Source organism: Burkholderia sp. BCC1999 (assembly GCF_905339975.1).
Lineage (GTDB): Bacteria > Pseudomonadota > Gammaproteobacteria > Burkholderiales > Burkholderiaceae > Burkholderia.
On sequence record NZ_CAJPHP010000025.1, the window covers coordinates 58,098 to 80,465 of the forward strand.

The window sequence follows — 22,368 nt, forward strand, 5'->3', positions numbered from 1 at the left end:
CGAACGGCGCCCGGCACGGTGGCCGGGCGTCCGGCGCTCAGTCCTGCAGCACGGCGCGCAGCAGCGCGAGGCGACGCTGGTACTCGCGGCGCGCCGCGAGCGCATCGGCCATCGTCACGCGCACGAAGCGCGCGCGATGGTTCGGCTGCATCTGGCCGATCAGGTCCATGTCGGCGCTGATGACGGTGCCGATCGTCGCGTAGCCGCCGCCCGACACCGCGTCGCGATGCAGGATGATCGGCTCGAGCCCGGCCGGCACCTGGATCGAGCCGATCGGGTAACACGCGTCGACGATGTTCGACGGATCGGCGCCCGCACCGAACGGCTGTTCGCGCGGCCGGAACTGCAGCGCTCGCCCGTTCTTGTAGCGGTAGCCGATGCGGTCGGCTTCGGGCGCGACCGTCCATTCGTCGTCGAAGAACGTGTGTGCCGATGCGTCGGTGAGCCGGTAGTGGTACAGGCCCGTCAGCACGCGCAGTTCGACCTGGCTGTCGAGCGGCCGGACGACAGCCGCCGGCAGCTCGCGCCCTTCGCGATGCATGCCGCGCGCGGCGCCGATCGGCAGCCGGTCGCCCTTCTGCAGGCGCCGGCCTGCGTGGCCGCCGATCGCGCCGAGTGTGTAGGTCGAGCGGCTGCCGAGCACGACCGGCACGTCGATGCCGCCCGCGACGGCCACGTAGGCCCGTGCACCGCCCTTCACGTAGCTGAACGACAGCACGCTGCCCGCACGGATGCGCAGCGCGATGTTGCAGCACTGCCCGACGCCGTCGATCTTCGGCGTCATCTCGGCGCCCGTGACGGCGATGAGTGCGTCCGTATGGAACAGCAGCTCCGGGCCGAGCAGCGTGCATTCGAGCACGGCCGCCTGTTCGGGATTGCCGACCAGCAGGTTCGCCGCGCGCGACGCGTACTGGTCGAGCGAGCCCGACGGCGGGATGCCGACGTGGTAGTAGCCTTGCCGGCCCGTATCCTGGACCGACGTCGCGAGGCCGGGCTTGATGACCTCGATCAGGTTGTGCGCGTCAGCTGGCATGCAGCACCTCGACGAGAGAACGGTTGACCGCATCGGGATCGCGCAGGAACGCGTCGAGCGAGAATTTCACGGGGCGCACGCGCAGCGAGAACGTGCCCGCTTCGACGGCCGCCACCGCGGCGTCATAGGCGTCGCGATCGATGGGCTGGAACTTCACGATGTCGCCGGGCCGGAAGAACACCATGAAATCGCGCAGGTAGTCGAGCTGCTGCGCGGGATCGAAGATCGGCGCCGGCGTCACGCCGAACATCTGGTAGCCGCCCGCACCGCGTACCGAATAGATGCAGCCGAAGCAGCCGCCGTGGCCGACCGTCAGCTTCGGCGTGTCGGTGCGCGGGCGCAGGTATTTCGGCACTTCGAGCTGGCGTTCGCGCTCGACCATCTGGTACATGAACGGCAGGCCCGCGACGAAGCCGACCATCGACACGAACCACGGCGAACCAGAGTGCGCGGCGATGAAGTCGTCGATGTCGCGCTTGCCGTTGATCCGCGCCGCATATTCGAGATCGGTCGACGACGGGTCCTGGTGACGCTCGCGAAACCGCATCAGCGTCTCGTGTGTCCACGGGTCGTTGTAGAGCACCGGCACCTCGACGATGCGCGTGTCGAGTTCGAGCGGCGCGTCGCCGACCTCGGCCTCGATCGTCTTCAGCAGTGCGACGAGCGCGTCGGGCTCGATCACGTCCGGGTCGTAGCGCACCTGGTAGGACGCGTTCGCCGGGCAGATTTCGGTGATGCCCGGCACCGCGCGCCGCTGCAGCTCGCGCGTGATCGCCGTGCCCTTGAAGAAGGCGTCGAGCGACATCGCCTCGCTGATCTCGACGAACACGAATTCGTCGCCGCCGAACGTATAACGGGTCGTCACAGGGCCTCCCCGACGCGCGCGGCGTCCGCGGTTTCGGGCTGCCGGGCGGCGGCCGTCGCGGCCTCGCGCCATTGCGGCATCCATGCTTCGAGAAAATTCGTGTGATAGCGGCCCGCGCGCACGTCATCGTCCGCGAGCAGCGCGGCGTGCAGCGGCGCGGTGGTCTTCAGGCCGCCGACGTGCAGCTCGCCGAGCGCGCGCGACAGGCGCCGCAGCGCGGCGGCGCGGCTCTCGTCGTGCACGATCAGCTTCGCGAGCAGCGAATCGTAGAACGGCGGCACGACGTAACCCGGATAGAGCAGCGAATCGACGCGCACACCGGGGCCGGTCGGCCACACCAGCTCGTCGATCCGGCCGGGATTCGGGCGGAAATCCTGCAGCGGATCTTCCGCGTTGATCCGGCATTCGAGCGCCGCACCGCGCATCGCGATGTCCGGCTGCGCGAACCGCAGCGGTTCGCCGTCGGCGATGCGCAGCGTCTCGCGCACGAGATCGATGCCGGTGATCGCCTCGGTCACCGGATGCTCGACCTGGATGCGCGTGTTCATCTCGATGAAGTAGAACTCGCCGCGCGCGTCGTCGAACAGGTATTCGAGCGTGCCCGCGCTGCGGTAGCCGACTTCGCGCGCGAGGCGCGTGGCCGACGTGCACAGCGCGTCGCGCTGCGCCGGCGTGAGCGACGGCGACGGCGCTTCCTCGAGAATCTTCTGGCGGCGGCGCTGCAGCGAACATTCGCGCTCGAACAGATGGACGACGTTGCGGCCGTCGCCGAGCACCTGCACCTCGATGTGCCGGGCGCGCGCGATGAAGCGTTCGAGATAGACGCCGCCGTCGCCGAACGCGGCCTGCGCCTCGCGCTGCGCGAGCGGCAGCTCGGCGTCGAGCTGCGCGGCGTCGTGCGCGACGCGGATGCCGCGCCCGCCGCCGCCCGCGGCCGCCTTGATCATGATCGGATAGCCGATGCGCGCGGCGACTGCGCGAGCCTCGTCGAGCGACTGCACGACGCCGTCGCTGCCGGGCACCGTCGGCACGTTCGCACGCCGCGCGGTGTCACGGGCGCGCGCCTTGTCGCCCATCGTCGCGATGACCCGCGAGTCCGGCCCGACGAAGATCAGCCCGGCCGCCTCGACCTGCGCGGCGAACGCGGCATTTTCGGACAGGAAGCCGTAGCCGGGATGGATCGCGTCCGCGCCGCATTGCCGCGCGGCGTCGAGGATCGCGGCAGGATTCAGATAGCTTTTCGCCGCATGCGACGAGCCGATGTGGATCGCCTCGTCGGCCATGCGCGCGGCGAGGCTGTCGCGGTCGGCGTCGCTGACCACGGCGACCGCGCGCATGCCGAGTTCGCGCGCCGCGCGGATCACGCGCACCGCGATCTCGCCGCGATTCGCGACCAGCACGGTCTTGATCCGCGACGGGCGATAGAACGTGTCGGGGGAGGTTGCCGGCTTCATCGCGTCACCCCTCGATCCGCATCAGTACCTGGCCCGCGTCGACCGGTTCGCCGTCTTCGACGAGCAGCTCGACGACGCGGCCGGCCGCGTCGGCTTCGATCTCGGTGAACTGCTTCATCACTTCGACGAGGCCGACCACGGCGCCCGCGGCGACCGTCGCATCGACCGCGACGTAGTAGGCCGCATCGGGCGACGGGCGCCGGTAGAACGTGCCCGGCAACGGGCTGACGATATCGTGCAATGCCATCTGGCGTCTCCTTGAATCGGGTTCAGTGATGGGCGGCGAGCGGTCGCGGGCCCGCGGTCCGGATGCCTTCGCGGACCAGCGCATCGCGCGTCGCGCGGACGAGATCGAGCGCGCCCGGCGTGTCGCTGTGGATGCAGACCGAATCGAAATCGATGTCGATGTCGTCGCCGTCGATCGTGCGCACCTTGCCGTCGATGCACGCGCGCAGCACCTTGTCGGCTATCTGCTGCGGGTCGAGGCGGCCGACGCGGCGCGTGAACACGATCGAGCCGCTGCGGTCGTAGTCGCGGTCGGCGTAGAACTCGCGGATCACCGGCTGTTCGTACTCCATTGCCACGCGATAGGTGACCGATGCTTCCATGCAGTAGAGCCACAGGCCGGGGTCGACGCGCTGCAGTGTCTCGATCAGCAGCCGCGAGAACGCTTCGTTGGATGCCGCATGCATGTAGAGCGCGCCGTGCGGCTTGACGTGCTGCAGGCTCACGCCGTTCAGGCGCGCGAACTCGCGCAGCGCGCCGAGCTGGTACAGGATGTCGTGGACGAGCGCCTGCGGCGTTTCGGCGATCGCGCGGCGGCCGAAGCCGACCAGATCGCGAAAGCCCGGATGCGCGCCGATCCCGACGCCGGCGTCGCGCGCGAGCTGCACCGTGCGCGCCATGATGTTCGGATCGCCGGCATGAAAACCGGTGGCGATGTTCGCCGAGCTGATGAGCGGCATGATCTGCTCGTCGACGCCGTCGCCGATCGTCCACGGGCCGAAACCTTCGCCCATGTCGGAATTCAGGTCGACACTGTGCTTCCTCATACGGTTCGTTCCTCCAGGTTCTCCGGTCTCGTTTGCGCCGGGGCGCGGGCCGAAACCGTGTTGAACGCAGGTTAGCCGTGCGGGGTGCGTCAAAATAGTTCTATTTTTATATGCGACCGTATCGATTTTTCAGATACTGTGCGAATCGGCCGCGCAGCGCCGCCACAGGCCGGTGCGCGCGGGTCGGGCGGCCACCGATTGCCGCCGGCGGGGCGGTTGATATGATGTTTGCCGTGTGCCCATCAGTTTTCCACCGGACATGGCCCTGACTCTCAGACAGCTCAAGTACTTCGTCGCGACCGCCGAGCTCGGACAGATCTCGCAGGCCGCGATCCAGCTCACGATCTCGCAGTCGGCCGTGACGAGCGCCATCAAGGAGCTGGAGGACAGCCTCGGCACGCAGCTGTTCCTGCGCACGTCGGCGGGCGTGACGCTCACGGATACCGGGCGGCGCTTTCTCAATCATGCGTACACGATCCTGTCGTCGGTCGACGAGGCGATGCGGATCCCGAACCTCGAAAGCACGCTGACCGGCACGCTCGCGATCGCCGCGAGCTACACGGTGCTCGGCTACTTCCTGCCGCATCACGTGTTGCGGTTGAAGACGCTCTATCCGCGCCTGACGATCCATCTGCATGAACTGAACCGCGAGTCGATCGAGGAAGGGCTGATCGCCGGCCGCTACGACATGGCCGTGCTGCTCACGTCGAACGTGTCGAATCCCGAGCTCGTGCTGGAGCCGGTGATCCATTCGGTGCGCCGGCTGTGGGTCGGCGCGCATCATCCGCTGCTCAGGCGCGAGAGCGTCACGTTCGCGGAGGTCGCACACGAGCCGTTCGTGATGCTGACGGTCGACGAGGCCGGACAGACGGCGCTGCGCTACTGGAACGAGACGCCGTACCGGCCGAACGTGATCCTGCGCACGTCGTCGGTCGAGGCCGTGCGCAGCATGGTCGCGAACGGCAGCGGCGTCGCGATCCTGTCCGACATGGTGTATCGCCCGTGGTCGCTCGAAGGGCGGCGTATCGAGACGATCGTGCTGCGCGACCCGGTGCCGCCGATGAGCGTCGGCCTCGCGTGGCGCAAGAACATCGAGTTGAGCCCCGCGATGCATGCGGTGCGCGACTATTTCCGGCACACGTTCATGGAGCCGCGCGCGCTGGGCGGCGCGACCTGAATGCGCGGCGAATCCGCATGAAAAAAAGCCGGGACGCATCCCGGCTTTGTTGTGTGGCGGACGAATCCGCCGTGCGTTGCGCTTACGCGCTGGCCGACATCGCGTCCGCGTCGCTCGCGCGGATGCCGAGGCGTTCGAACAGCGCGCGATCCTTCTGCGATTGCGGGTTGCTGGTCGTCAGCAGCTGGTCGCCGTAGAACATCGAGTTCGCGCCGGCGAGGAAGCACATCGCCTGCAGCCCGTCGTCGAGCTGCTCGCGGCCGGCCGACAGGCGCACGACGGCCTTCGGCATCGTGATGCGCGCAACGGCGATCGTGCGCACGAACTCGAACGGGTCGAGCGGCGCGGTGCCTTCGAGCGGCGTGCCTTCGATCGCGACGAGGTTGTTGATCGGCACCGAATCCGGATACGGGTTCAGGTTCGCGAGCTGCGAGATCAGGCCCGCGCGTTCGCGGCGCGATTCGCCCATCCCGATGATGCCGCCGCAGCACACGTTGATGCCGGCGTCACGCACGCGGTCGAGCGTGTCGAGGCGGTCCTGGTACGTACGCGTCGAGATCACCTGGCCGTAGAACTCCGGCGACGTGTCGAGGTTGTGGTTGTAGTAGTCGAGGCCCGCGGTCGCGAGCTGCTGCGCTTGTTCGTCCTCGAGCATGCCGAGCGTCATGCAGGTTTCGAGGCCGAGTTCCTTCACGCCGCGCACCATCTCGGTCAGCGCCGGCATGTGACGCTCCTTCGGGTTGCGCCACGCGGCGCCCATGCAGAAGCGGCTCGCGCCGTTCGCCTTCGCCGCGCGCGCGGCGTCGAGCACCGCGTCGACGTCCATCAGCTTCTCGGCCTTCAGGCCCGTGTCGTGATGCGACGACTGCGAGCAGTAGCCGCAATCTTCCTCGCAGCCGCCCGTCTTGATCGACAGCAGCGTCGACAGCTGCACCGCGTTCGCGTCGAAGTGCTCGCGATGCACCTGCTGCGCGCGGAACAGCAGGTCGTTGAACGGCAGTGCGAACAGCGCGACGACGTCGGCGACGCGCCAGCGCTGCGAGGCCGGTGCAGCCACGGGAATCGCGTCGGGTTGCACGGCGGCGGTCTGGGCTTGGGTCATTTCGGTTTCCTGTCCTGGGCGGGATTGGGGGGTCGGTTGGGTCAATGCTGCGCAGCGCGCAGCGTTTCGACGAGCGCGGCGATGTCGAGCATCGCCGCTGCGGATTCGGGGGTGGCCGGGCTCATGTGCGGAATGCGGCCGAGCAGCGGCGCGCCGTGCTCGCGCGCGAGCCAGTCGCGCATCGTCGCGACGTTCTCGTCGGGGAACGACATGGCCGGGTCGACGTGGTTCGCGACCCAGCCCGCGAGCGTGAGGCCGCGTTGGCGAATCGCGTCGGCGGTGAGCAGCGCGTGGTTGATGCAGCCGAGCCGCACGCCGACCACGAGCACGACCGGCAGGCCGAGCGCGACCGCGAGATCGGCCATGTCCTGCGTGTCGTTCATCGGTACGCGCAAGCCGCCGGCGCCTTCGACGACGACGATATCCGCGCGCGTCAGCGCTTCACGATGGCACCTGACGATCGTGTCGATGTCGAGCGTCACGCCTTCCCGCGCGGCGACGATATGCGGCGCGGCCGGTGCCTTCAGCAGGAACGGTGTGCGCAGCTCCGGCGGCAGCACGACGTTCGCGGCCGCGTCGAGCTGGTCGGCGTCCTCGTTGCGCCAGACGCCGTCGCGTTCGTACGCGCCGGCCGCGACGGGTTTCAGCGCGGCCGCGCGCAGGCCGTGCCGCGCGAAGCCGTGCAGCATCGCGGCCGAGACGAAGGTCTTGCCGATTTCGGTGTCGGTGCCGGTGACGAACAGGGAGAGCGGGGCGGCGTTCATGCTGCGGCCTCGCTGGCTTCGATCAATGCGGCTTCGAGCCGTGCGAGATCGTCGAACGAATGCGCGGCCGACAGCGACACGCGCAGCCGCGACGTGCCGGCGGGCACCGTCGGCGGCCGGATCGCGGGCACCCACAGGCCGTGCGCGTCGAGCGCGCGCATCGCCGTGAGCGTTGCGTCGTTGCTGCCGATCACGAGCGGCTGCACGGCCGTGTGCGAATCGACCGGCTGCCAGCGCGTGTTGCGCAGCAGCGCGCGCGTGCGCTCGATCAGCGCGGCGAGATGCGTGCGGCGCGCGTCGCCTTCGTCGCCGGCGATCACCTTCAGGCTTGCTGACACCGCATGCGCGACGGCTGGCGGTGCGGCCGTCGTGAAGATGTAGCTGCGCGCGCGCTGGATCAGCCATTCGATCACGGTTTCATGCGCGATCACGAATGCACCCGCGACGCCGGCCGCCTTGCCGAGCGTGCCGACGTACACGAGATTCGGCGAACGCAGCGTGGCGGCCGCGAGCGCGCCGCGGCCCTGCGGGCCGAGCACGCCGAAGCCGTGCGCATCGTCGACGACGAGCCACGCACCGTGGCGTTCGGCCAGTGCGACGAGCTCGGCGAGCGGCGCGACATCGCCATCCATGCTGAACACGGTGTCGCTGACGATCAGTTTCGTTTCGGCGTCCGATGCGTCGAGCAGCGCGGCGAGCGCGGCCGTATCCGCGTGCGGATAGACCTGCACGTTCGCGCGCGACAGGCGCATGCCGTCGATCAGCGACGCGTGGTTCAGCGCGTCGGAGAAGATCGTCGCGCCTTTGCCGGCGAGCGCCGTCATTGCGGCGAGGTTCGCCATGTAGCCGGTGCTGAAGTACAGCGCGCGCGGGGCATCGGAGAAGCCGCCCGCGAAGCCCGCGAGTTCGTCCTCGAGCGTGGCGTGCGCGCGCGAATGGCCGCCGAGCAGGTGCGAGCCGCCGCTGCCGGAGCCGTAGCGCTGCGCGCCTTCGGCGAAGGCGGCGACGAGCGCCGGATGCGCGGCGAGGCCGAGGTAGTCGTTGCTGGCGAAGCCGATGATCTCGCGGCCGTTCACGGTCATGCGTGCGTCGCACGCGGTGTCGGCGATGCGGCGCACGCGGCGCAGTCCCTGGGCGTCGAGATCGGCGAGGCCGCGTTGCAGGGTGTCGAGCAGGCTCATCGGCCGATTTCCTCCAGCGTGGCGTCGAGCGTGTCGCGCGTGCGCTGCGCGAGCCATGCGATGTCGTCGTCGCTCATCACGTACGGCGGCATCAGGTACACGGTCGTGCCGATCGGGCGCAGCAGCAGCTCGCGCTCCAGCGCGCGTTCGAAGAAGCGCCGCGAGAAGCCGCGTGCCGCGTCGCTGTCGAGTGCGACGTCGAATGCGAACAGCGTGCCGCGTTCGCGCAGGTGGCGCACCTGTGGATGCGCATCGAGGGAGCCAAGCGCGGCGCGCATCGTTGCCGATTTGCGCGCGTTGCTCGCGAGCACGTCGTCGCGCGCGAACAGGTCGAGCGTCGCGACCGCCGCGCGGCACGCGAGCGGGTTGCCCGTGTACGAATGCGAGTGCAGGAAGCCGCGCGTCGTGTCGTCGTCGTAGAACGCCGCGTACACGTCGTCGCGCGTGAGCACGAGCGACAGCGGCAGGTAGCCGCCGCTGATGCCTTTCGACAGGCACATGAAATCGGGCCAGACGCCGGCCTGCTCGCACGCGAAGAAGGTGCCCGTGCGGCCGCAGCCGACCGCGATCTCGTCGGCGATCAGGTGCACGCCGAATTCGTCGCACAGCGCGCGCAGCCCGCGCACGTACGACGGATCGTGCATCGCCATGCCGGCCGCGCACTGCACGAGCGGCTCGACGATCAGCGCGGCGATCCGGTCGCCGCGTTCGATGAACAGGCGCCGCACATCCTCGAGCGCGCGGCCCGCGACGTCGGCGGCCGTCTCGCCCGGCAGCGCGCCGCGCGCATCGGGCGACGCGACGACGTGCGCGTGGCGGATCAGCGGGTCGTACGCATCCTTGAACAGCGCGACGTCGGTCACGCCGAGCGCGCCGATCGTCTCGCCGTGATAGCTGTTCGCGACGCAGACGAATTCCTGCTTGTTCGCGCGGCCGCGGTTGCGCCACGCGTGGAAGCTCATCTTCAGCGCGATCTCGACGGCCGACGCGCCGTCCGATGCGAAGAACGCGTGGCCGAGCGTGCGCGCGGTGAGTGCGTGCAGCCGCTCGGCGAGCTCGATCGCGGGCTCGTGCGTGCAGCCGGCGAGCATCGCGTGCTCGAGCGTGTCGAGCTGGTCCTTCAGCGCCGCATTGATGTCCGGGTTCGCATGGCCGAACAGGTTGACCCACCACGAGCTGATCGCGTCGAAGTAGCGGCGGCCGTCACGGTCGTACAGCCACACGCCCGCGCCGCGCGCGACGGGGACGAGCGGCAGGCGCTCGTGATGCTTCATCTGGGTGCAGGGATGCCAGACCGCGCGCAGGCTGCGCGCGACCCAGTCGTCGGTGGCTGGCGTACTCAAGGCGACTCCGGGGGGTAAAACGACCGCGCGGCATCGAAGGGATGCCGCGCGGCGGGACACGAAACGCGCTGAGATTAGCGTGTTCCGCGGGACGTTGCACTAGCGGTTACAAACCCCGCGAAGCCTTGCTGGACGGGAGTTCGGTGCAGTTCGGGGGTGCTCGGAACCGAACGCGGCGGATGCGGGGAAATGACCGTAGTTGACGACGTTCGAGTGAGCCCCCCTGACAGAAAAAAATCGCGGGCCGCGCGCCGGCAAGACCGGGAAAAACGGGGATCGAAGGCGGGCGCGGTGGTGCGGGGTGACGTCACACCCGCAAGGCAGCGGCCGAATGGTCTACGGAATCAGGGGCGAAAACGGGCGGCCGGAACGGCAGGCGAGACGGCGCGTGGCGTGGCCGCAAGCGGAAGAAAAGTGGAAGAAGAAACCGGATCGGACGGAAAGTGGCGCAGCGGAGGCCCCGCCGCGCGTCAGCGCGAAGCCAGTGCGTGCATATCGGTGTCGCGGGTGTCGCGCGTGCTGGCGTCGCCGTTGTCGGCCGTCTGCGTCGTGTTCCACACCACACGGTCGTTGACCGCGTACAGCCGGCACGCGCCCGCGCCTTGCTTCGCGCAGTTGTCGAGTGCGAGTGCCATCGGATCGTCGCCGCCTTCAGCCCACGACCAGGCGCCTTCGGACGACACCGCGAACGCGCGGCTCGGATGCTGGTTCAGGAAGCGGCGATAGCCTTCGCGGCCGGCTTCGTCGACATACGGCACCGCGCTGACCGCATCGATCGACGCGTAGCCGGTGGCCTTCGGTTCGTGCGGATTTGCGACCGCATAGTGCACCGAGGTCGGCAGGTTCAGTTGCGCGAGGAACGCGCTGACGGCCGGCCACCACACGGGCACGCCGTCGCGATCGACGATCAGCCGGTGCGCGTCGTCCTTGTAGCGGCCGAAATCGATGAACTGCGCCTGCGTGCCGTGCGACACGTACGCGTCGTGCATTTGTGCGACGAGTGCGGGCGTCCAGACCGAATCGTTGTCGCCGTACAGCCACAGCGACCGCACGGCCGTGTGCGCGCCGTACTGGTCGAACGCATCGACGAGATTGCGCTGCCAGCCGTCGCACAGGTCCTGGCGCAGCCCGCCGGAGAAATTGATGATGCCGCGCACGCCCGGTGCGGCTTCGGTGCCGTACGCGACCGATGCGAGGCCGCCGTGCGACGTGCCGGCGACGACGATGCGCGACGCATCGACGTACGGCTGGTGCGACATGTAGCGTACCGTCGCGTCGACGTCGGCCGCCTGCGCGAGGCCGTTCTTGCCGACGTTGCAGCCTTCTTGCTGGTAGGTGCCGCCCGAGCCGGCGAAGCCCTGGCGGTTCGGCGCGATCACCGCATAGCCGCGACGCACGAATTCGCGCGCGAACGCGAGCGGCCGGCTGCGCGGCTGCAGATGGAGATCGCCGGTGTTCTTGCCGTGATTGAAGACGACGAGCGGGAACGGGCCGGGGCCGTCCGGCTTGAAGAGCGTCGCCTCGAGCGTGATGGAGCCCGAAGCATCGGCCGGGATGCGGAGAATCTGTTCGTTGAGGTCGGCCGCGACCTGCGGCAGGTTCGAGTCGCCGTAATCGAAGCGCTCGGCATGGGCGAGCGACCCGCTGGTGCCCGCACCCGTATTTGCGTTCGGCAGCGTACCGGCCTGAGCGGCCGACAGCGCACAGGCCGCCATCCATCCCACCAATACCTTGCTGAACGCCATTCGTAAGCCCTGCCATGCAACATGACCAATTCGAGGTCATCGTAGCCCGACAAAATCGGGTTGTGCAATGCGGGAATTACCCGGCGTCTGACACAGCAACTATTTGTCAGCGTTCACTTACTTCGCCGTCGACATAGCGCCAGAAACCGTGCTCGTCGCGCTCGAAACGGCTCGTCTCGTGGAGCCGGTAAGCGCGTCCGCCGACCTTGTAGCGGGCCACGAATTCGACCTCCGCGTGGCGTTCGTCGAGCGGCGCATGGCGTTTGACCGCGAGGCCGAGCCAGCGCGGCGCGTCGGGTGCTTCGGGGTCGGTATCGAGATCGGGCGGGCAGGTGCGCGCCGCCCAGGTCGCGCGCAGGTAGTCGGTCGCGCCGAGCACGTACGCGCTGTACCGCGAACGCATCAACTCGAGCGCGGTGGGCGCGGTTTCGCCGCCGTCGATGAAGCGGCCGCAGCAGGCCGCATAGCGCGGCGTCGGCGCTTTGCCGGCGGGCGAGGGGGACGCGCCGCCGCACGGGCACGCGTCAGGTCGGTTCAAGATCATGCGAAACGGGAATTAACGACGATCGGTTGTCGGTTCGGCTCACCAGCTCAGCTCGATGCCGTCGTACTGGAAGAAGCGGCCATTGGCCTGCGACACGTCCGAGCCGGACTCGGCGATCACGCGGCGCATGCCGGTCACGCTGGTTTCCGGGTCGATCGCGGCCTGCGCGCCGCCCATGTCGGTGCGCACCCAGCCGGGATGCAGCGAGATGCACGCGGCATGGCGCGTCTGCAGCGACGCGATGCGCAGCGCGTCGTTCAGCGCGGCCTTGCTCGCGCGGTACAGCCAGCCGGTCGTGCCGGTCGCCTCGGCGATGCTGCCCATCCGGCTCGACACGACGGCCAGCACGCCGCGTGCGTCCTCGACGAGCGGCAGCAGGATCGGCAGCAGCTGCATCGGCCCGCGCACGTTCGTATGCATCACCGCGTCGAAATCCTCGGCGGTGATCGTCTCGACGCCTTCGGTGCGCGGCCCGTACACGCCCGACACGAGCACGGCCGCATCGAGCCGTTCGCCATCGAGCTTCCAGCCGAGCGCCGCGATCTGCTCGGGCTGCGCGATGTCGAGCGCATGCGCCTGTGCACCGAGCGCGCGCAGCGCGTCGAGCGAGGCTTCGTCGCGCGCGGTCGCGATGACGTTCCAGCCGTCGCGCCGGTATTGCCGGACGAATTCGCGGCCGAGGCCGCGCGATGCGCCGACGATCAGTACGGTTTTCATGCCCGTCGCTCCTTTCCGTGGCGCCGCCCTGGCGGTGCCGGTGTCAGATCCGTTCGATGCGTGTCGCGGCCGCATGGCGACGGCCGCCCGCCGGCTTTCGCATTACTTCGCGTCGTCGCACGGCTTCAGCGTGGCGGCGACGGCCTGCGCGACGCCTTCGAGCCGCGCGGCGTCCGCCGCGATCATGTCGTTGTCCGGCGCATGTTCGCCGCCGGCGGTGAGGGCGGCCACGCAGCGCTTGTAGGTCTCGTCGAGCGCTTCGAAGTTCGACACGGCCATCCCGAGGTTGCGCATCCGGCCGTCGTGCACGCCGTACACGAGCCCGTGCACGGTGAGCGACTGGCCGCGGGCCCATGCGTCGTTGACGATCGTCGTGCGGCACACGTTGACGACCTGCTCGATCGCGTTCAGCTCGATCAGGCGGCGATAACGCGCTTCGCCGACCGGCCAGTCGTCGAGCAGCGCCGCGTGGCGCTCGCGCACGTCCTGTACGTGATGCAGCCAGTTGTCCGCGAGGCCGACACGGCGGTTGAGCAGCGCCGCGTTCACGCCCGAGCAGCCGTAGTGGCCGACGACCATGATGTGCTTCACGCGCAGGATGTCGACCGCGAACTGGATCACCGACAGGCAGTTCAGGTCGCTGTGCACCACGACGTTCGCGATGTTGCGGTGCACGAATACTTCACCCGGCGGCAGGCCGATGATCTGGTTCGCGGGCACGCGCGAATCCGAGCAGCCGATCCACAGGTATTCCGGCGCCTGCTGGTCGGCGAGGCGCGCGAAGAACTGCGGATCGTCCTCGAGCTTGCGCTTGACCCAGGCTTCGTTGTTGTCGAACAGATGTGAAAGCGGATTGTCTTGGGTGTTCATCGGTGTGGCTTCCGTTGGCGGAAATCGGGTCTGTATCTGATTCGGTGTCACCGGCGTCAGGCAGCGCGCTGCGCGTCGCCTTCGCCGTCGTTCTGGTCCGTCGCGCCGAAGCGCGCGGGGTAGCGCACGCTGAAGCGCAGCGATGCGTCGTACGGGTAGAAATCGGGCAATTCGCCCTGCAGCAGCTTGTCCTTGCTCGCCTGCCACAGCGCGGGATCGAAAAAGTCCGCGTGATGCTTCATGAACACGCCGCGCACGCGCGGGTCGCCGAGCAGGAACGGTCCGTAGGTCTCCGGAAAGATGTCGTGCGGGCCGACGGTATACCACGGTTCGCCGGACAGCTCGTCTTCCTCGTTGCGCGGCGGCGGCACGCGGCGCACGTTGCAGTCGGTCAGGTACTCGATCTCGTCGTAGTCGTAGAACACGACGCGGCCGTGGCGCGTGACGCCGAAGTTCTTGTACAGCATGTCGCCGGGGAAGATGTTCGCCTTCATCAGCTCCTTCACCGCGTTGCCGTATTCCTTCACGCCATGCTCGACGTCCGCGTCGCTGCCGTTCTGCAGGTACAGGTTGAGCGGCGTCATCCGGCGCTCGATGTACAGGTGCTTGATCACGAGATTGCCGTCCTCGTACTCGAGCAGCGACGGCACTTCCTTCTCGAGCTCGCGCACGAGCGCGTGGTCGAGGCGCGCGAGCGGCAGCGCGACGCTCGAATACTCGAGCGTGTCGGCCATCCGCCCGAGACGGTCGTGGCGTTTCACGAGCTGGTACTTCTCCATGATCTGCGCGCGCGTCGTTTCCTTCGGCGGCGGGAAGTAATCCTTGATGATCTTGAACACGTACGGGAACGACGGCAGCGTGAACACGAGCATCACGAGGCCCTTGATCCCGGGCGCGATGATGAAGCGGTCGCTCGAATGCGACAGGTGGTGCAGCAGGTCGCGATAGAACAGGTTCTTGCCCTGCTTCTGCAGGCCGACCGACGTGTAGATCTCGGCCTTCGGCTTGCCCGGCATGATCGTGCACAGGAAGTCGACGTACGCCGACGGCACGCCCATGTCGACGAGGAAGTACGAGTGCGAGAAGCTGAAGATGATCTGCAGCAGGTCGCGGCGCAGCAGCACCGTGTCGAGCGCGAGCAGGCCCGGCCGCACGTGGCGGATCGGCACCGCGAACGGCAGCACGCGATCGGCATTGATGATGCGGCCGATGATGTACGCGCTCTTGTTGCGGAAGAACAGCGACGACAGCACGTGGATCTGGAAATTCGGCGCTTCGTCGAAGCGGCCGAATTCGTCGTCGATCGCCTGCATCACGCAGCCGATGTCGCGCGGGAGATCCTCGAACGCCGGCTCGAGCTGGAAGTTCGTGACGATGCGCTCGAGCGTGGCGGCGAGCCCGTCGGTGCCCGGATAGTACGCACGGTAGGTCGGCTTCGCGGCCGGCTCGTCGTTCTCCAGATACTCGGTCGAGATCGCCGGGCGCACGAAGATGAAATCGTTGCTGAAGTACGAGCGGTGCAGGATCTTGCAGCACACCGAATTGAAGAAGGTCTCCGCGCACTCGGGCTGGCGGTGCGACGTGAGCAGGCCGATGTAGTGCAGCTTGATCTGTTGCCACACTTCGTCGTCGATGTTCTCCGCGTCGTATTCGTCTTCCAGCACCTCGACGCATTCCTGCACGCGATCGTCGTACGACGTGATCCGCTCGCGCGCGAGCCGCTGCAGCCCGTGCCAGTCGCAATGCTCGTACAGTGTCTTCGCCTCGACCGCCGCTTCGCGGAAGATCCGGTAATGGCGATCGAAGTATTCGAGCATCGTCTGCGCGACGTCGAAACCGATCTGCGACGACAGCAGTTTGGGGAAGTGATTCATTGCGTGCAGGCTCGTTCGGGAGGGGCTGTAAGCACTCGCCATTTTAGCGCCCAAGTCGGCGTTTCAATGACTTTCGGGGTGACGCGCCGGTGGCCGTCAATCGGCGCGTTGTTCGCCGTTGCGTGCGGATCGGTGCATCTTCGCGTAAAGATACGGGTACGGAACCGATTCTGGCACGAACTTTTTTTGACCGCTCGGCCGCCGCCGGGCACGCGTTTCGCGCGACGGCGATAGAATCGACGCAACGCCCGCCGTGCCTGCCGCCGGCGTGCATCCGCACCGATAACGACGAGACGCCCCACCGATGAACGCACTGGAACACCAACTCGATTACCCCTTCGCCGACACGCTGCCCGCCGCGGGCGACACGTTCGAGGTCGCGCCCGGCGTGCGCTGGCTGCGCATGCCGCTGCCGTTCTCGCTCGACCACATCAACCTCTGGCTCCTGCGCGACGAGATCGACGGGCAGGCCGGCTGGACGATCGTCGATTGCGGGATCTCGTCGGACGCGATCCGCACGCACTGGGAACAGATCTTCGACACGCATCTCGACGGCCTGCCCGTGCTGCGCGTGCTCGTCACGCACTGCCACCCCGATCACTTCGGCCTCGCGAACTGGCTGTGCGAAGGCGGTGACCAGGGCCGCTGGAACGTGCGGCTGTGGATGACGCTCGGCGAATACATGTTCGGCTGCCTGATGGCGGCCGGCAACGGCTCGAACGCGGGCGGCGCCGCAGCCGCCGATCACTTCGCGCGCCACGGGCTCACCGATCCGGCCGCGCTCGACAAGCTGCGCAACCGCCGCAACTACTACTCGGATCTCGTGCCGGCCGTGCCGCCGCGCTACCGGCGCCTGCGCGAAGGCGATGCGGTGACGATCGGCGCGCGCACGTGGCGCGTCGTCACGGGCTTCGGCCATTCGCCTGAACATTGCGCGCTCCACAGCGAAGCGGATGGTGTGCTGATCTCCGGCGACATGGTGCTGCCGCGAATCTCGACGAACGTGTCCGTGTTCGACCTCGAGCCGGAAGGAAACCCGCTCGCGCTGTACCTGCAGTCGCTCGGCCGCTACGAGACGATGGCGCCCGATACGCTCGTGCTGCCGTCGCACGGCAAGCCGTTCCGCGGCGTGCGCACGCGCATCGCCCAACTGCGCGAACACCATGACGCGCGGCTCGCGGAAGTGCGCGTCGCGTGCGCGGAGAAGCCGATGAGCGCAGCGGACGTCGTGCCGATCATGTTCCGCCGCCGCGAGCTCGACATCCACCAGATGACGTTCGCGCTCGGCGAGGCGCTCGCGCACCTGAACCTGCTGTGGCTCGCGGGCGAACTCGTGCGCGAGCAGGGCGACGACGGCGTGCTGCGGTTCCGCACGGCCGGCTGACACCGCTTCGTTCTCCTCATGCGACGGGTTCGTAGCGCCACCCGTCGCGATGCCATTGCATCGTGTGCGTCGGGTCGAGCGCCGCGAGAAACGCGGTGTCGTGCGATGCGATCACGATCGCACCGGGGAAGCCGGCCAAGGCGGCTTCGATCGCACGCACCGATTCGAGATCGAGGTGGTTGGTCGGCTCGTCGAGCAGCAGCAGTTGCGCGGGCGTGCCGCGCCACAACGCGCATGCGAGCGCGGCCTTCAGCCGTTCGCCGCCGCTCAGTTGTCGCGTCTGCTGCGTCGCGCGCGCCGCGTCGAGCTGCAGCAGCGCGAGCCGGCTGCGCAGGTCGCCTTCGGCGAGCGGCGTATCGAGCAGCCCCAGTTGCTCGACGATCGAGCGCTCCGGATCGAGCAGTGCGAGCCGCTGGTCGAGATACGCAGCGCGCACGTGCGTCGTGCAGGCGCCCGAGCGCGGCGCGAGCTCGCCTGCGAGCATCCGCAGCAGCGTCGATTTCCCGCAGCCGTTGGGGCCCGTCAGCGCAATGCGCACGGGGCCGCTCGCCGACCACGTGATCGCATCGGCCGCGCCGGCGATGCGCCATGGCAGTTGCGCGCGTTCGAGCGTGAACAGCTGGCGGCGCGCGCTGACCTCGGTGCCCGGCAGCGACACCAGCACGGGCGCATCGGCTTCGACGCGCGCGGCCGCCTGCTGCACGCGTTCGTCGAGCGTTACCTTGAATTCGTTCTGGTGGCGCCGGACCTGCCCCATGATGTTGCGCGCCGCGCCCTTGCGGCTCTGTTTTGCCATCGACGACAGGTTGGCCGTCTTCGCATCGCGCAGCGACGCGGCCGCGTGGCGCTGGATCGTGTCATGTTCCTGTTCGAGCCTGCGCCTGACGCGTCCGCGTTCGGCTCGCGCGTTGTCGAGCGCCGCTTGCGCGGCATCCTGATCCGCGTCGCGCTGCGCGCGGTAGAACGCGTAGTTGCCGCCATACGAGCGCACGCCTTGCGGCGTCAGCTCGACGATGCGCTGCACACCGGCGAGCAGCGCACGATCGTGGCTCACGATGACGAGGCCGCCGCGCCAGCCGTCGAGCGCCGCGCGCAACCATGCACGGCCCGGTGCATCGAGATGGTTGGTCGGTTCGTCGAGCACGAGCAGCCCGGCACCGGACAGCAACGCGCCGATCAGCGCGACGCGCGCGAGCTGGCCGCCGCTCAGTGCGCGTGCGGGCGTGTCGGGTCGGACGTCGTGCAGGCCGGCCGCGTCGAGCGCCGTGCGCAGTCGTTCCGCGAGATCCCAGCGATCGCCGATCAGGTCGAAGTCGTGCGGTTCCGCGCGGCCTTCCGCGAGACGCGCGAGCGCGCCGAGCGGCGCATCGAGCGCGGCGATCTGCGAGACGGTTCGCGGGTTTGCCTTCGCGTTGACGTCGTCGTGCTGCTGCGCGACGTAGACGACGGGCGTGTGCCGCTCGATCGTCCCCGTGCCCGGTGCGCGGCGACCCGCGATCAGTTGCGCGAGCAGGCTCTTGCCGATGCCGTTGCGGCCGACGATGCCGGTCGGCGTGCGATCGACGGACAGGTCGAACGAATCGAACAGCGTGATGCCGTCGTCGAAGCGGAAGGAAACGTGATGAAGCGCGACGAGCGCGCCGGTGGGCGTGGCTGCAGCCATAAGCACCTCCAAAAATGCGTGAAGACCTTCGCGCGCGGCGTGCGTGGCACGGGCGGCGAAAACATTTCGGGAAGGCTTAGTTGTTCACTTTGGCTGGCGTCCGGTATGAGGAATAGGCGCGCAGTGTAGCAAGCGAAACGCGCGGGCTGCAAGCGAGCGGCGCGAACGCCGTCGCTTGCGCGCCACGTGCGGTTACTGTACGGCGACCGTCGTGAAGTTCTGGCGTCCGAACGGACTCACGTGATAGCCGCTCACGTTCGTGCGCGTCAGTGCCGCGGCGGTCGGGTAGCCGAGCGGGATCCACAGCGCCTGGTCGTGGATGATCTTCTGCGCCGATTCGTACAGCTTCGCGCGCTTGGCCTGGTCGGCGGTCGACTTGCCGTCGGCGATCAGCTTGTCGAGTTGCGCATCGCAGAAGCGCGCGAAGTTGATGCCCGACTTCACCGCGTTGCAGCTGAACAGCGGCGACAGGTAGTTGTCCGGATCACCGTTGTCGCCGGCCCAGCCCATGAACAGCATGTCATGCTGGCCGAGCTTCGCCTGCTTGATCAGTTCGCCCCATTCGATCACTTTCACTTCCGCCTTCACGCCGATCTTCGCGAGGTCGGCCTGCAGCAGTTCCGCGCCGACCTTCGGGTTCGGGTTCAGCACGCTGCCGGTCGGGCGCGTCCAGATCGTCGTCGAAAAGCCGTTCGGGAAGCCGGCCTGCGCGAGCAGCTGCTTCGCCTTCGCGGGATCGTACGCATACGGCGAGACGTCCTTTGCGTAGCTCCACGTGTTCGGCGGATACGGGTTGTTCGCGGCCGTCGCGGTGTTGTCGAACACGACCTTCAGGTAGGTCGCGCGGTCGAACGCGAGGTTCAGCGCCTCGCGCACCTTGTCGTTGTCGAGCGGCTTCTTCTGCGTGTTCAGCGCGACGAACGCGGTCATGAACGCGGGCGTCTGCACGACCTTCAGCGCGCTTTCGCCCTTCGCGGCGAGCACATCCTGCGGCTTCGGCGACAACGCGATCTGGCATTCGCCGGCCTTCACCTTCTGCAGGCGCACCGACGGGTCGGGCGTGATCGCGTAGATCAGCCGGTCGACCTTCGGCTTCGCGCCCCAGTACGCCGGATTCACGTCGTAGCGGATCAGCGCGTCCTTCGTATAGCTCTTCAGCACGAACGGGCCCGTGCCGACCGGCTTCGCGTTCAGGTCGGCCTGCTTGCCGGCCTTCAGCAGCTGGTCCGCGTATTCGGCCGAGTAGATCGAGGCGAAGCCCATCGTCAGGATCGGCACGAACGTCGCGTTCGGCTCGTTCAGCACGAACTTCACCGTGCTGTCGTCGACCTTCGTGACCGATTTGACGAGCTTCACGAGGCCCATCGACTGCGCGTGCGGGAAGCCGCTCGCGCCGGCCACCTTGTGCCACGGGTTCGAATCGTCGAGCATCCGCGTGAACGTGAACACGACGTCGTCCGCATTCAGCGTGCGGCCCGGCTTGAAATAGTCGGTGGTCTGGAACGCGACGTTCGGGCGCAGGTGGAACGTGTACGTGAGGCCGTCGGCGCTCGCTTCCCATTTGTCGGCGAGCGCGGGTACGACCTTCTTCGCGGCTTCGTCGTAGGACACGAGCGTGTTGAAGATCACGTCGGCCGACGCGTTGGTCGTGACGAGCGAGTTGTACTGCACGACGTCGAAGCCGTCCGGGCTCGATTCCGTGCAGACGGTGAGCGGCTTGGCGGCGGCGAGGCCGGGGGCGGCGAGGGCGGCGGCGAGCGTGGCCGCGGCGAACAGCTTGACCTGCATAGGATCTCCCACGTGGCTTGTGTTTTTTGCTGGGTGACGGGATGCGGGCGCGGCCCGGAAACGGGTGGGGCCGGCGCGGCTGGCGAATAGCATACCGTCAAAGCGCGCGGCGCGTGAAAAAAGGCGACGGAACGCGGGTAATTGACCGAAAAACGGCTGCGTTCGCGACGGAATGGGTGTTCGGGCGGCGAGCGGGGGTAGGCGGCGGTGAGCGCAGGCGCATCGGCGCCGGGGGCGCCGGACAGCAGCGCGGCGGGGAGAGCGCGGGAGCGGCGCGGGCGTGCCGCGAATCGAAGTGTCGAAGCCGTCAGGCGTCGGTGAGGAGAAGCCGGGAAGCGGCCCGCGATGCTTCGCGCGGGCCGGTTGGCCGATCAGTGCGCGCCGGCCTTCGGCTTGCGCGGCGCCTTCTCGAACAGGCGATCGTACAGCCAGCGCGGCAGCACGTGCAGCACCTTCGCGACGACGCCCATCTGCCACGGAATCACGCGGAACGCGTGCTGCCGCGCGATTGCGCGCGCCGCGCGTGCGGCGAAGCGGTCGGCGTCCATCAGGAACGGCATCCGGTACGGGTTGTGCGCGGTCATCGGCGTGCGGATGTAGCCGGGCGCGATCGTCACGACGCCGACGCCGGCCGGGCGCAGCTCGACGCGCAGCGCTTCGAGATACCTGATCGCGGCCGATTTCGACGCGCTGTACGCGCCGGAGCCCGGCAGGCCGCGCACGCCGGCGACACTCGCGACGCCGACCAGCGTGCCGTGGCGCGCGGCCGTCATCGGGCCGACGAACGGCTCGAACGTCGCGACCATCCCGTAGTAGTTGATGTCCATCACGTCGCGGAACGTCGCGAGATCGCCCTGGCCCGTGACGGCGCCCTGGCTGATGCCCGCGTTCGCGATCACGACGTCGGGGCAGCCGTGCGTCGCGATGAACGACGCGGCGGCCGTCGCGAGCGCGTCGGCATCGCGCACGTCGGCGGAATAGACGGAGATGGACAGCTTGGGGAATCGCCGCGCGAACGCATCGAGTGCATCGGTGCGTCGCGCGACGAGGGCGAGCGTGGCGCCCTGGCGGGCGTATTCCTCGGCCATCGCGAGGCCGAGGCCGCTCGACGCACCGGTGATGAAGACTTTCAGCGGAGTAGTCATGCCGGTGCGCGGACGGGGATCAGAGCTTCTTGTCCTGAACCTGCTTCACGAGGAAGTCGAGCACCTGGGCCGTGCCGGGGATGCTGTTCGTGTAAGCGGGGCCCGTCTTGTACTTGCCGTTGACGACGACCGTCGGCACGCCGTCGATCGCGTAGTCCTTCAGCAGCTTGGCCGACTGGTTCACCTCGCCCTGCACGCTGAACGAGTTGTACGCGTCCATGAACTGCTTCTTGTCGACGCCCTGCGTGGCCAGGAAGTCGGCCTGCGCCTGCGGCGTCAGCAGGTAGTTCTTCTGCTTGTGGATCGCGTTGAAGATCGCCGGCGTGACCTTCTCGGAGATGCCGAGCGCGGACACCGCGTAGTACAGCTTCGAGTGCGGGACGAAATCGTCGCGGAAGGCGACCGGCACGCGCTTGAAGTCGATGTTGTTGCCCTGCTTCTTCACCCAGGCCTCGATCGTCGGCTCGAATTCGTAGCAGTGCGGGCAGCCGTACCAGAAGAACTCGATCACCTCGACCTTGCCGGCCGGTGCGGACACCGGCTGCGGCGACTTCATCACCTCGAAGTCCTTGCCGGCGACCGGTGCGGCGGGCGAAGCCTGGGCCAGGCCGGCAGCCAGGCCCAGGGACAGAAGGAGCGTGCTAAGCAGTTTTTTCATGTTGTGAAC

Annotated in this window: 20 protein-coding genes; 2 read left to right on the forward strand and 18 right to left on the reverse strand. The window is 68.2% G+C overall.

What is annotated here, in order from left to right; translation table 11 throughout:
- Nucleotides 1-37 precede the first annotated feature (37 nt).
- The 5 genes from U5809_RS28945 to U5809_RS28965 are packed head-to-tail and all read right to left on the reverse strand — an operon-like array spanning nucleotide 38 to nucleotide 4,404.
- Complete coding sequence (locus U5809_RS28945; RefSeq protein WP_322089029.1) at nucleotides 38-1,033, reverse strand: biotin-dependent carboxyltransferase family protein; 996 nt, start codon at nucleotides 1,031-1,033, stop codon at nucleotides 38-40.
- Nucleotides 1,023-1,898: a 5-oxoprolinase subunit B family protein gene (locus U5809_RS28950; RefSeq protein WP_176049531.1), complete on the reverse strand. Its 876-nt coding sequence runs from the start codon at nucleotides 1,896-1,898 to the stop codon at nucleotides 1,023-1,025. Before U5809_RS28950 ends, U5809_RS28945 begins: the two co-directional genes overlap by 11 nt.
- A complete protein-coding gene (locus tag U5809_RS28955) occupies nucleotides 1,895-3,352 on the reverse strand; it encodes an acetyl-CoA carboxylase biotin carboxylase subunit (RefSeq protein WP_322089030.1) in 1,458 nt (485 codons plus the stop codon). The genes U5809_RS28950 and U5809_RS28955 overlap by 4 nt, the downstream gene beginning before the upstream one ends.
- A gap of 4 nt (nucleotides 3,353-3,356) precedes the next feature.
- Nucleotides 3,357-3,599, reverse strand: coding sequence for an acetyl-CoA carboxylase (locus U5809_RS28960; RefSeq protein WP_129513097.1), 243 nt, complete (start codon nucleotides 3,597-3,599; stop codon nucleotides 3,357-3,359).
- A 22-nt stretch (nucleotides 3,600-3,621) separates the two neighbouring features.
- Entirely contained in the window at nucleotides 3,622-4,404 is a 783-nt protein-coding gene (locus U5809_RS28965) for a 5-oxoprolinase subunit PxpA (protein WP_322089031.1), read from the reverse strand.
- A 259-nt stretch (nucleotides 4,405-4,663) separates the two neighbouring features.
- Between U5809_RS28965 and U5809_RS28970 the strand changes: the two genes are divergently transcribed.
- On the forward strand, nucleotides 4,664-5,581 hold the full coding sequence (locus U5809_RS28970; protein WP_176049534.1) for a LysR family transcriptional regulator: 918 nt from the start codon (nucleotides 4,664-4,666) through the stop codon (nucleotides 5,579-5,581).
- An 82-nt stretch (nucleotides 5,582-5,663) separates the two neighbouring features.
- Here U5809_RS28970 and bioB read toward each other — a convergent pair whose 3' ends face one another.
- From bioB to aceK, 9 genes are all read right to left on the reverse strand, one after another.
- Complete coding sequence (bioB, locus tag U5809_RS28975; RefSeq protein ID WP_322089032.1) at nucleotides 5,664-6,683, reverse strand: biotin synthase BioB; 1,020 nt, start codon at nucleotides 6,681-6,683, stop codon at nucleotides 5,664-5,666.
- Between the two features lie 41 nt (nucleotides 6,684-6,724).
- Nucleotides 6,725-7,447: a dethiobiotin synthase gene (gene bioD / locus U5809_RS28980; protein WP_322089033.1), complete on the reverse strand. Its 723-nt coding sequence runs from the start codon at nucleotides 7,445-7,447 to the stop codon at nucleotides 6,725-6,727.
- On the reverse strand, nucleotides 7,444-8,628 hold the full coding sequence (bioF, locus tag U5809_RS28985; protein WP_322089034.1) for an 8-amino-7-oxononanoate synthase: 1,185 nt from the start codon (nucleotides 8,626-8,628) through the stop codon (nucleotides 7,444-7,446). Before bioF ends, bioD begins: the two co-directional genes overlap by 4 nt.
- Nucleotides 8,625-9,971: an adenosylmethionine--8-amino-7-oxononanoate transaminase gene (bioA, locus tag U5809_RS28990; RefSeq protein WP_322089035.1), complete on the reverse strand. Its 1,347-nt coding sequence runs from the start codon at nucleotides 9,969-9,971 to the stop codon at nucleotides 8,625-8,627. Before bioA ends, bioF begins: the two co-directional genes overlap by 4 nt.
- A 470-nt stretch (nucleotides 9,972-10,441) precedes the next feature.
- Nucleotides 10,442-11,716 carry a dienelactone hydrolase family protein gene (locus U5809_RS28995; protein WP_322089036.1) on the reverse strand — a complete coding sequence of 425 codons (1,275 nt, stop codon included), beginning with the start codon at nucleotides 11,714-11,716 and terminating at the stop codon, nucleotides 10,442-10,444.
- A gap of 106 nt (nucleotides 11,717-11,822) precedes the next feature.
- A complete protein-coding gene (locus U5809_RS29000; RefSeq protein WP_282506082.1) occupies nucleotides 11,823-12,260 on the reverse strand; it encodes a YchJ family protein in 438 nt (145 codons plus the stop codon).
- Nucleotides 12,261-12,299: 39 nt separating this feature from the next.
- The gene (locus U5809_RS29005) at nucleotides 12,300-12,977 is read right to left on the reverse strand and encodes an SDR family oxidoreductase (protein ID WP_175847367.1); all 678 of its coding nucleotides are present in this window, start codon (nucleotides 12,975-12,977) and stop codon (nucleotides 12,300-12,302) included.
- Between the two features lie 102 nt (nucleotides 12,978-13,079).
- On the reverse strand, nucleotides 13,080-13,847 hold the full coding sequence (gene can, locus U5809_RS29010; RefSeq protein ID WP_176049541.1) for a carbonate dehydratase: 768 nt from the start codon (nucleotides 13,845-13,847) through the stop codon (nucleotides 13,080-13,082).
- Nucleotides 13,848-13,903: 56 nt separating this feature from the next.
- Complete coding sequence (gene aceK, locus U5809_RS29015; RefSeq protein WP_322089037.1) at nucleotides 13,904-15,721, reverse strand: bifunctional isocitrate dehydrogenase kinase/phosphatase; 1,818 nt, start codon at nucleotides 15,719-15,721, stop codon at nucleotides 13,904-13,906.
- Nucleotides 15,722-16,025: 304 nt separating this feature from the next.
- On the opposite strand from aceK, the gene U5809_RS29020 reads away from it, so the two are divergent.
- The gene (locus tag U5809_RS29020; protein ID WP_322089038.1) at nucleotides 16,026-17,105 is read left to right on the forward strand and encodes an MBL fold metallo-hydrolase; all 1,080 of its coding nucleotides are present in this window, start codon (nucleotides 16,026-16,028) and stop codon (nucleotides 17,103-17,105) included.
- A gap of 16 nt (nucleotides 17,106-17,121) precedes the next feature.
- On the opposite strand, the gene U5809_RS29025 is transcribed toward U5809_RS29020, so the two are convergent.
- The 4 genes from U5809_RS29025 to U5809_RS29040 all read right to left on the reverse strand — a co-directional run bounded on the left by U5809_RS29025 (nucleotide 17,122) and on the right by U5809_RS29040 (nucleotide 22,359).
- Nucleotides 17,122-18,768 (reverse strand): ABC-F family ATP-binding cassette domain-containing protein, encoded by a 1,647-nt coding sequence (locus U5809_RS29025; RefSeq protein WP_322089039.1) that lies wholly within the window; start codon nucleotides 18,766-18,768, stop codon nucleotides 17,122-17,124.
- Nucleotides 18,769-18,960: 192 nt separating this feature from the next.
- Nucleotides 18,961-20,556, reverse strand: a complete 1,596-nt coding sequence (locus U5809_RS29030) for an ABC transporter substrate-binding protein (protein WP_322089040.1) — start codon at nucleotides 20,554-20,556, stop codon at nucleotides 18,961-18,963.
- 371 nt (nucleotides 20,557-20,927) lie between these two features.
- On the reverse strand, nucleotides 20,928-21,701 hold the full coding sequence (locus tag U5809_RS29035) for an SDR family oxidoreductase (RefSeq protein WP_322089041.1): 774 nt from the start codon (nucleotides 21,699-21,701) through the stop codon (nucleotides 20,928-20,930).
- Nucleotides 21,702-21,720: 19 nt separating this feature from the next.
- Complete coding sequence (locus U5809_RS29040; protein WP_176049547.1) at nucleotides 21,721-22,359, reverse strand: thiol:disulfide interchange protein DsbA/DsbL; 639 nt, start codon at nucleotides 22,357-22,359, stop codon at nucleotides 21,721-21,723.
- Between the last annotated feature and the right edge of the window lie 9 nt (nucleotides 22,360-22,368).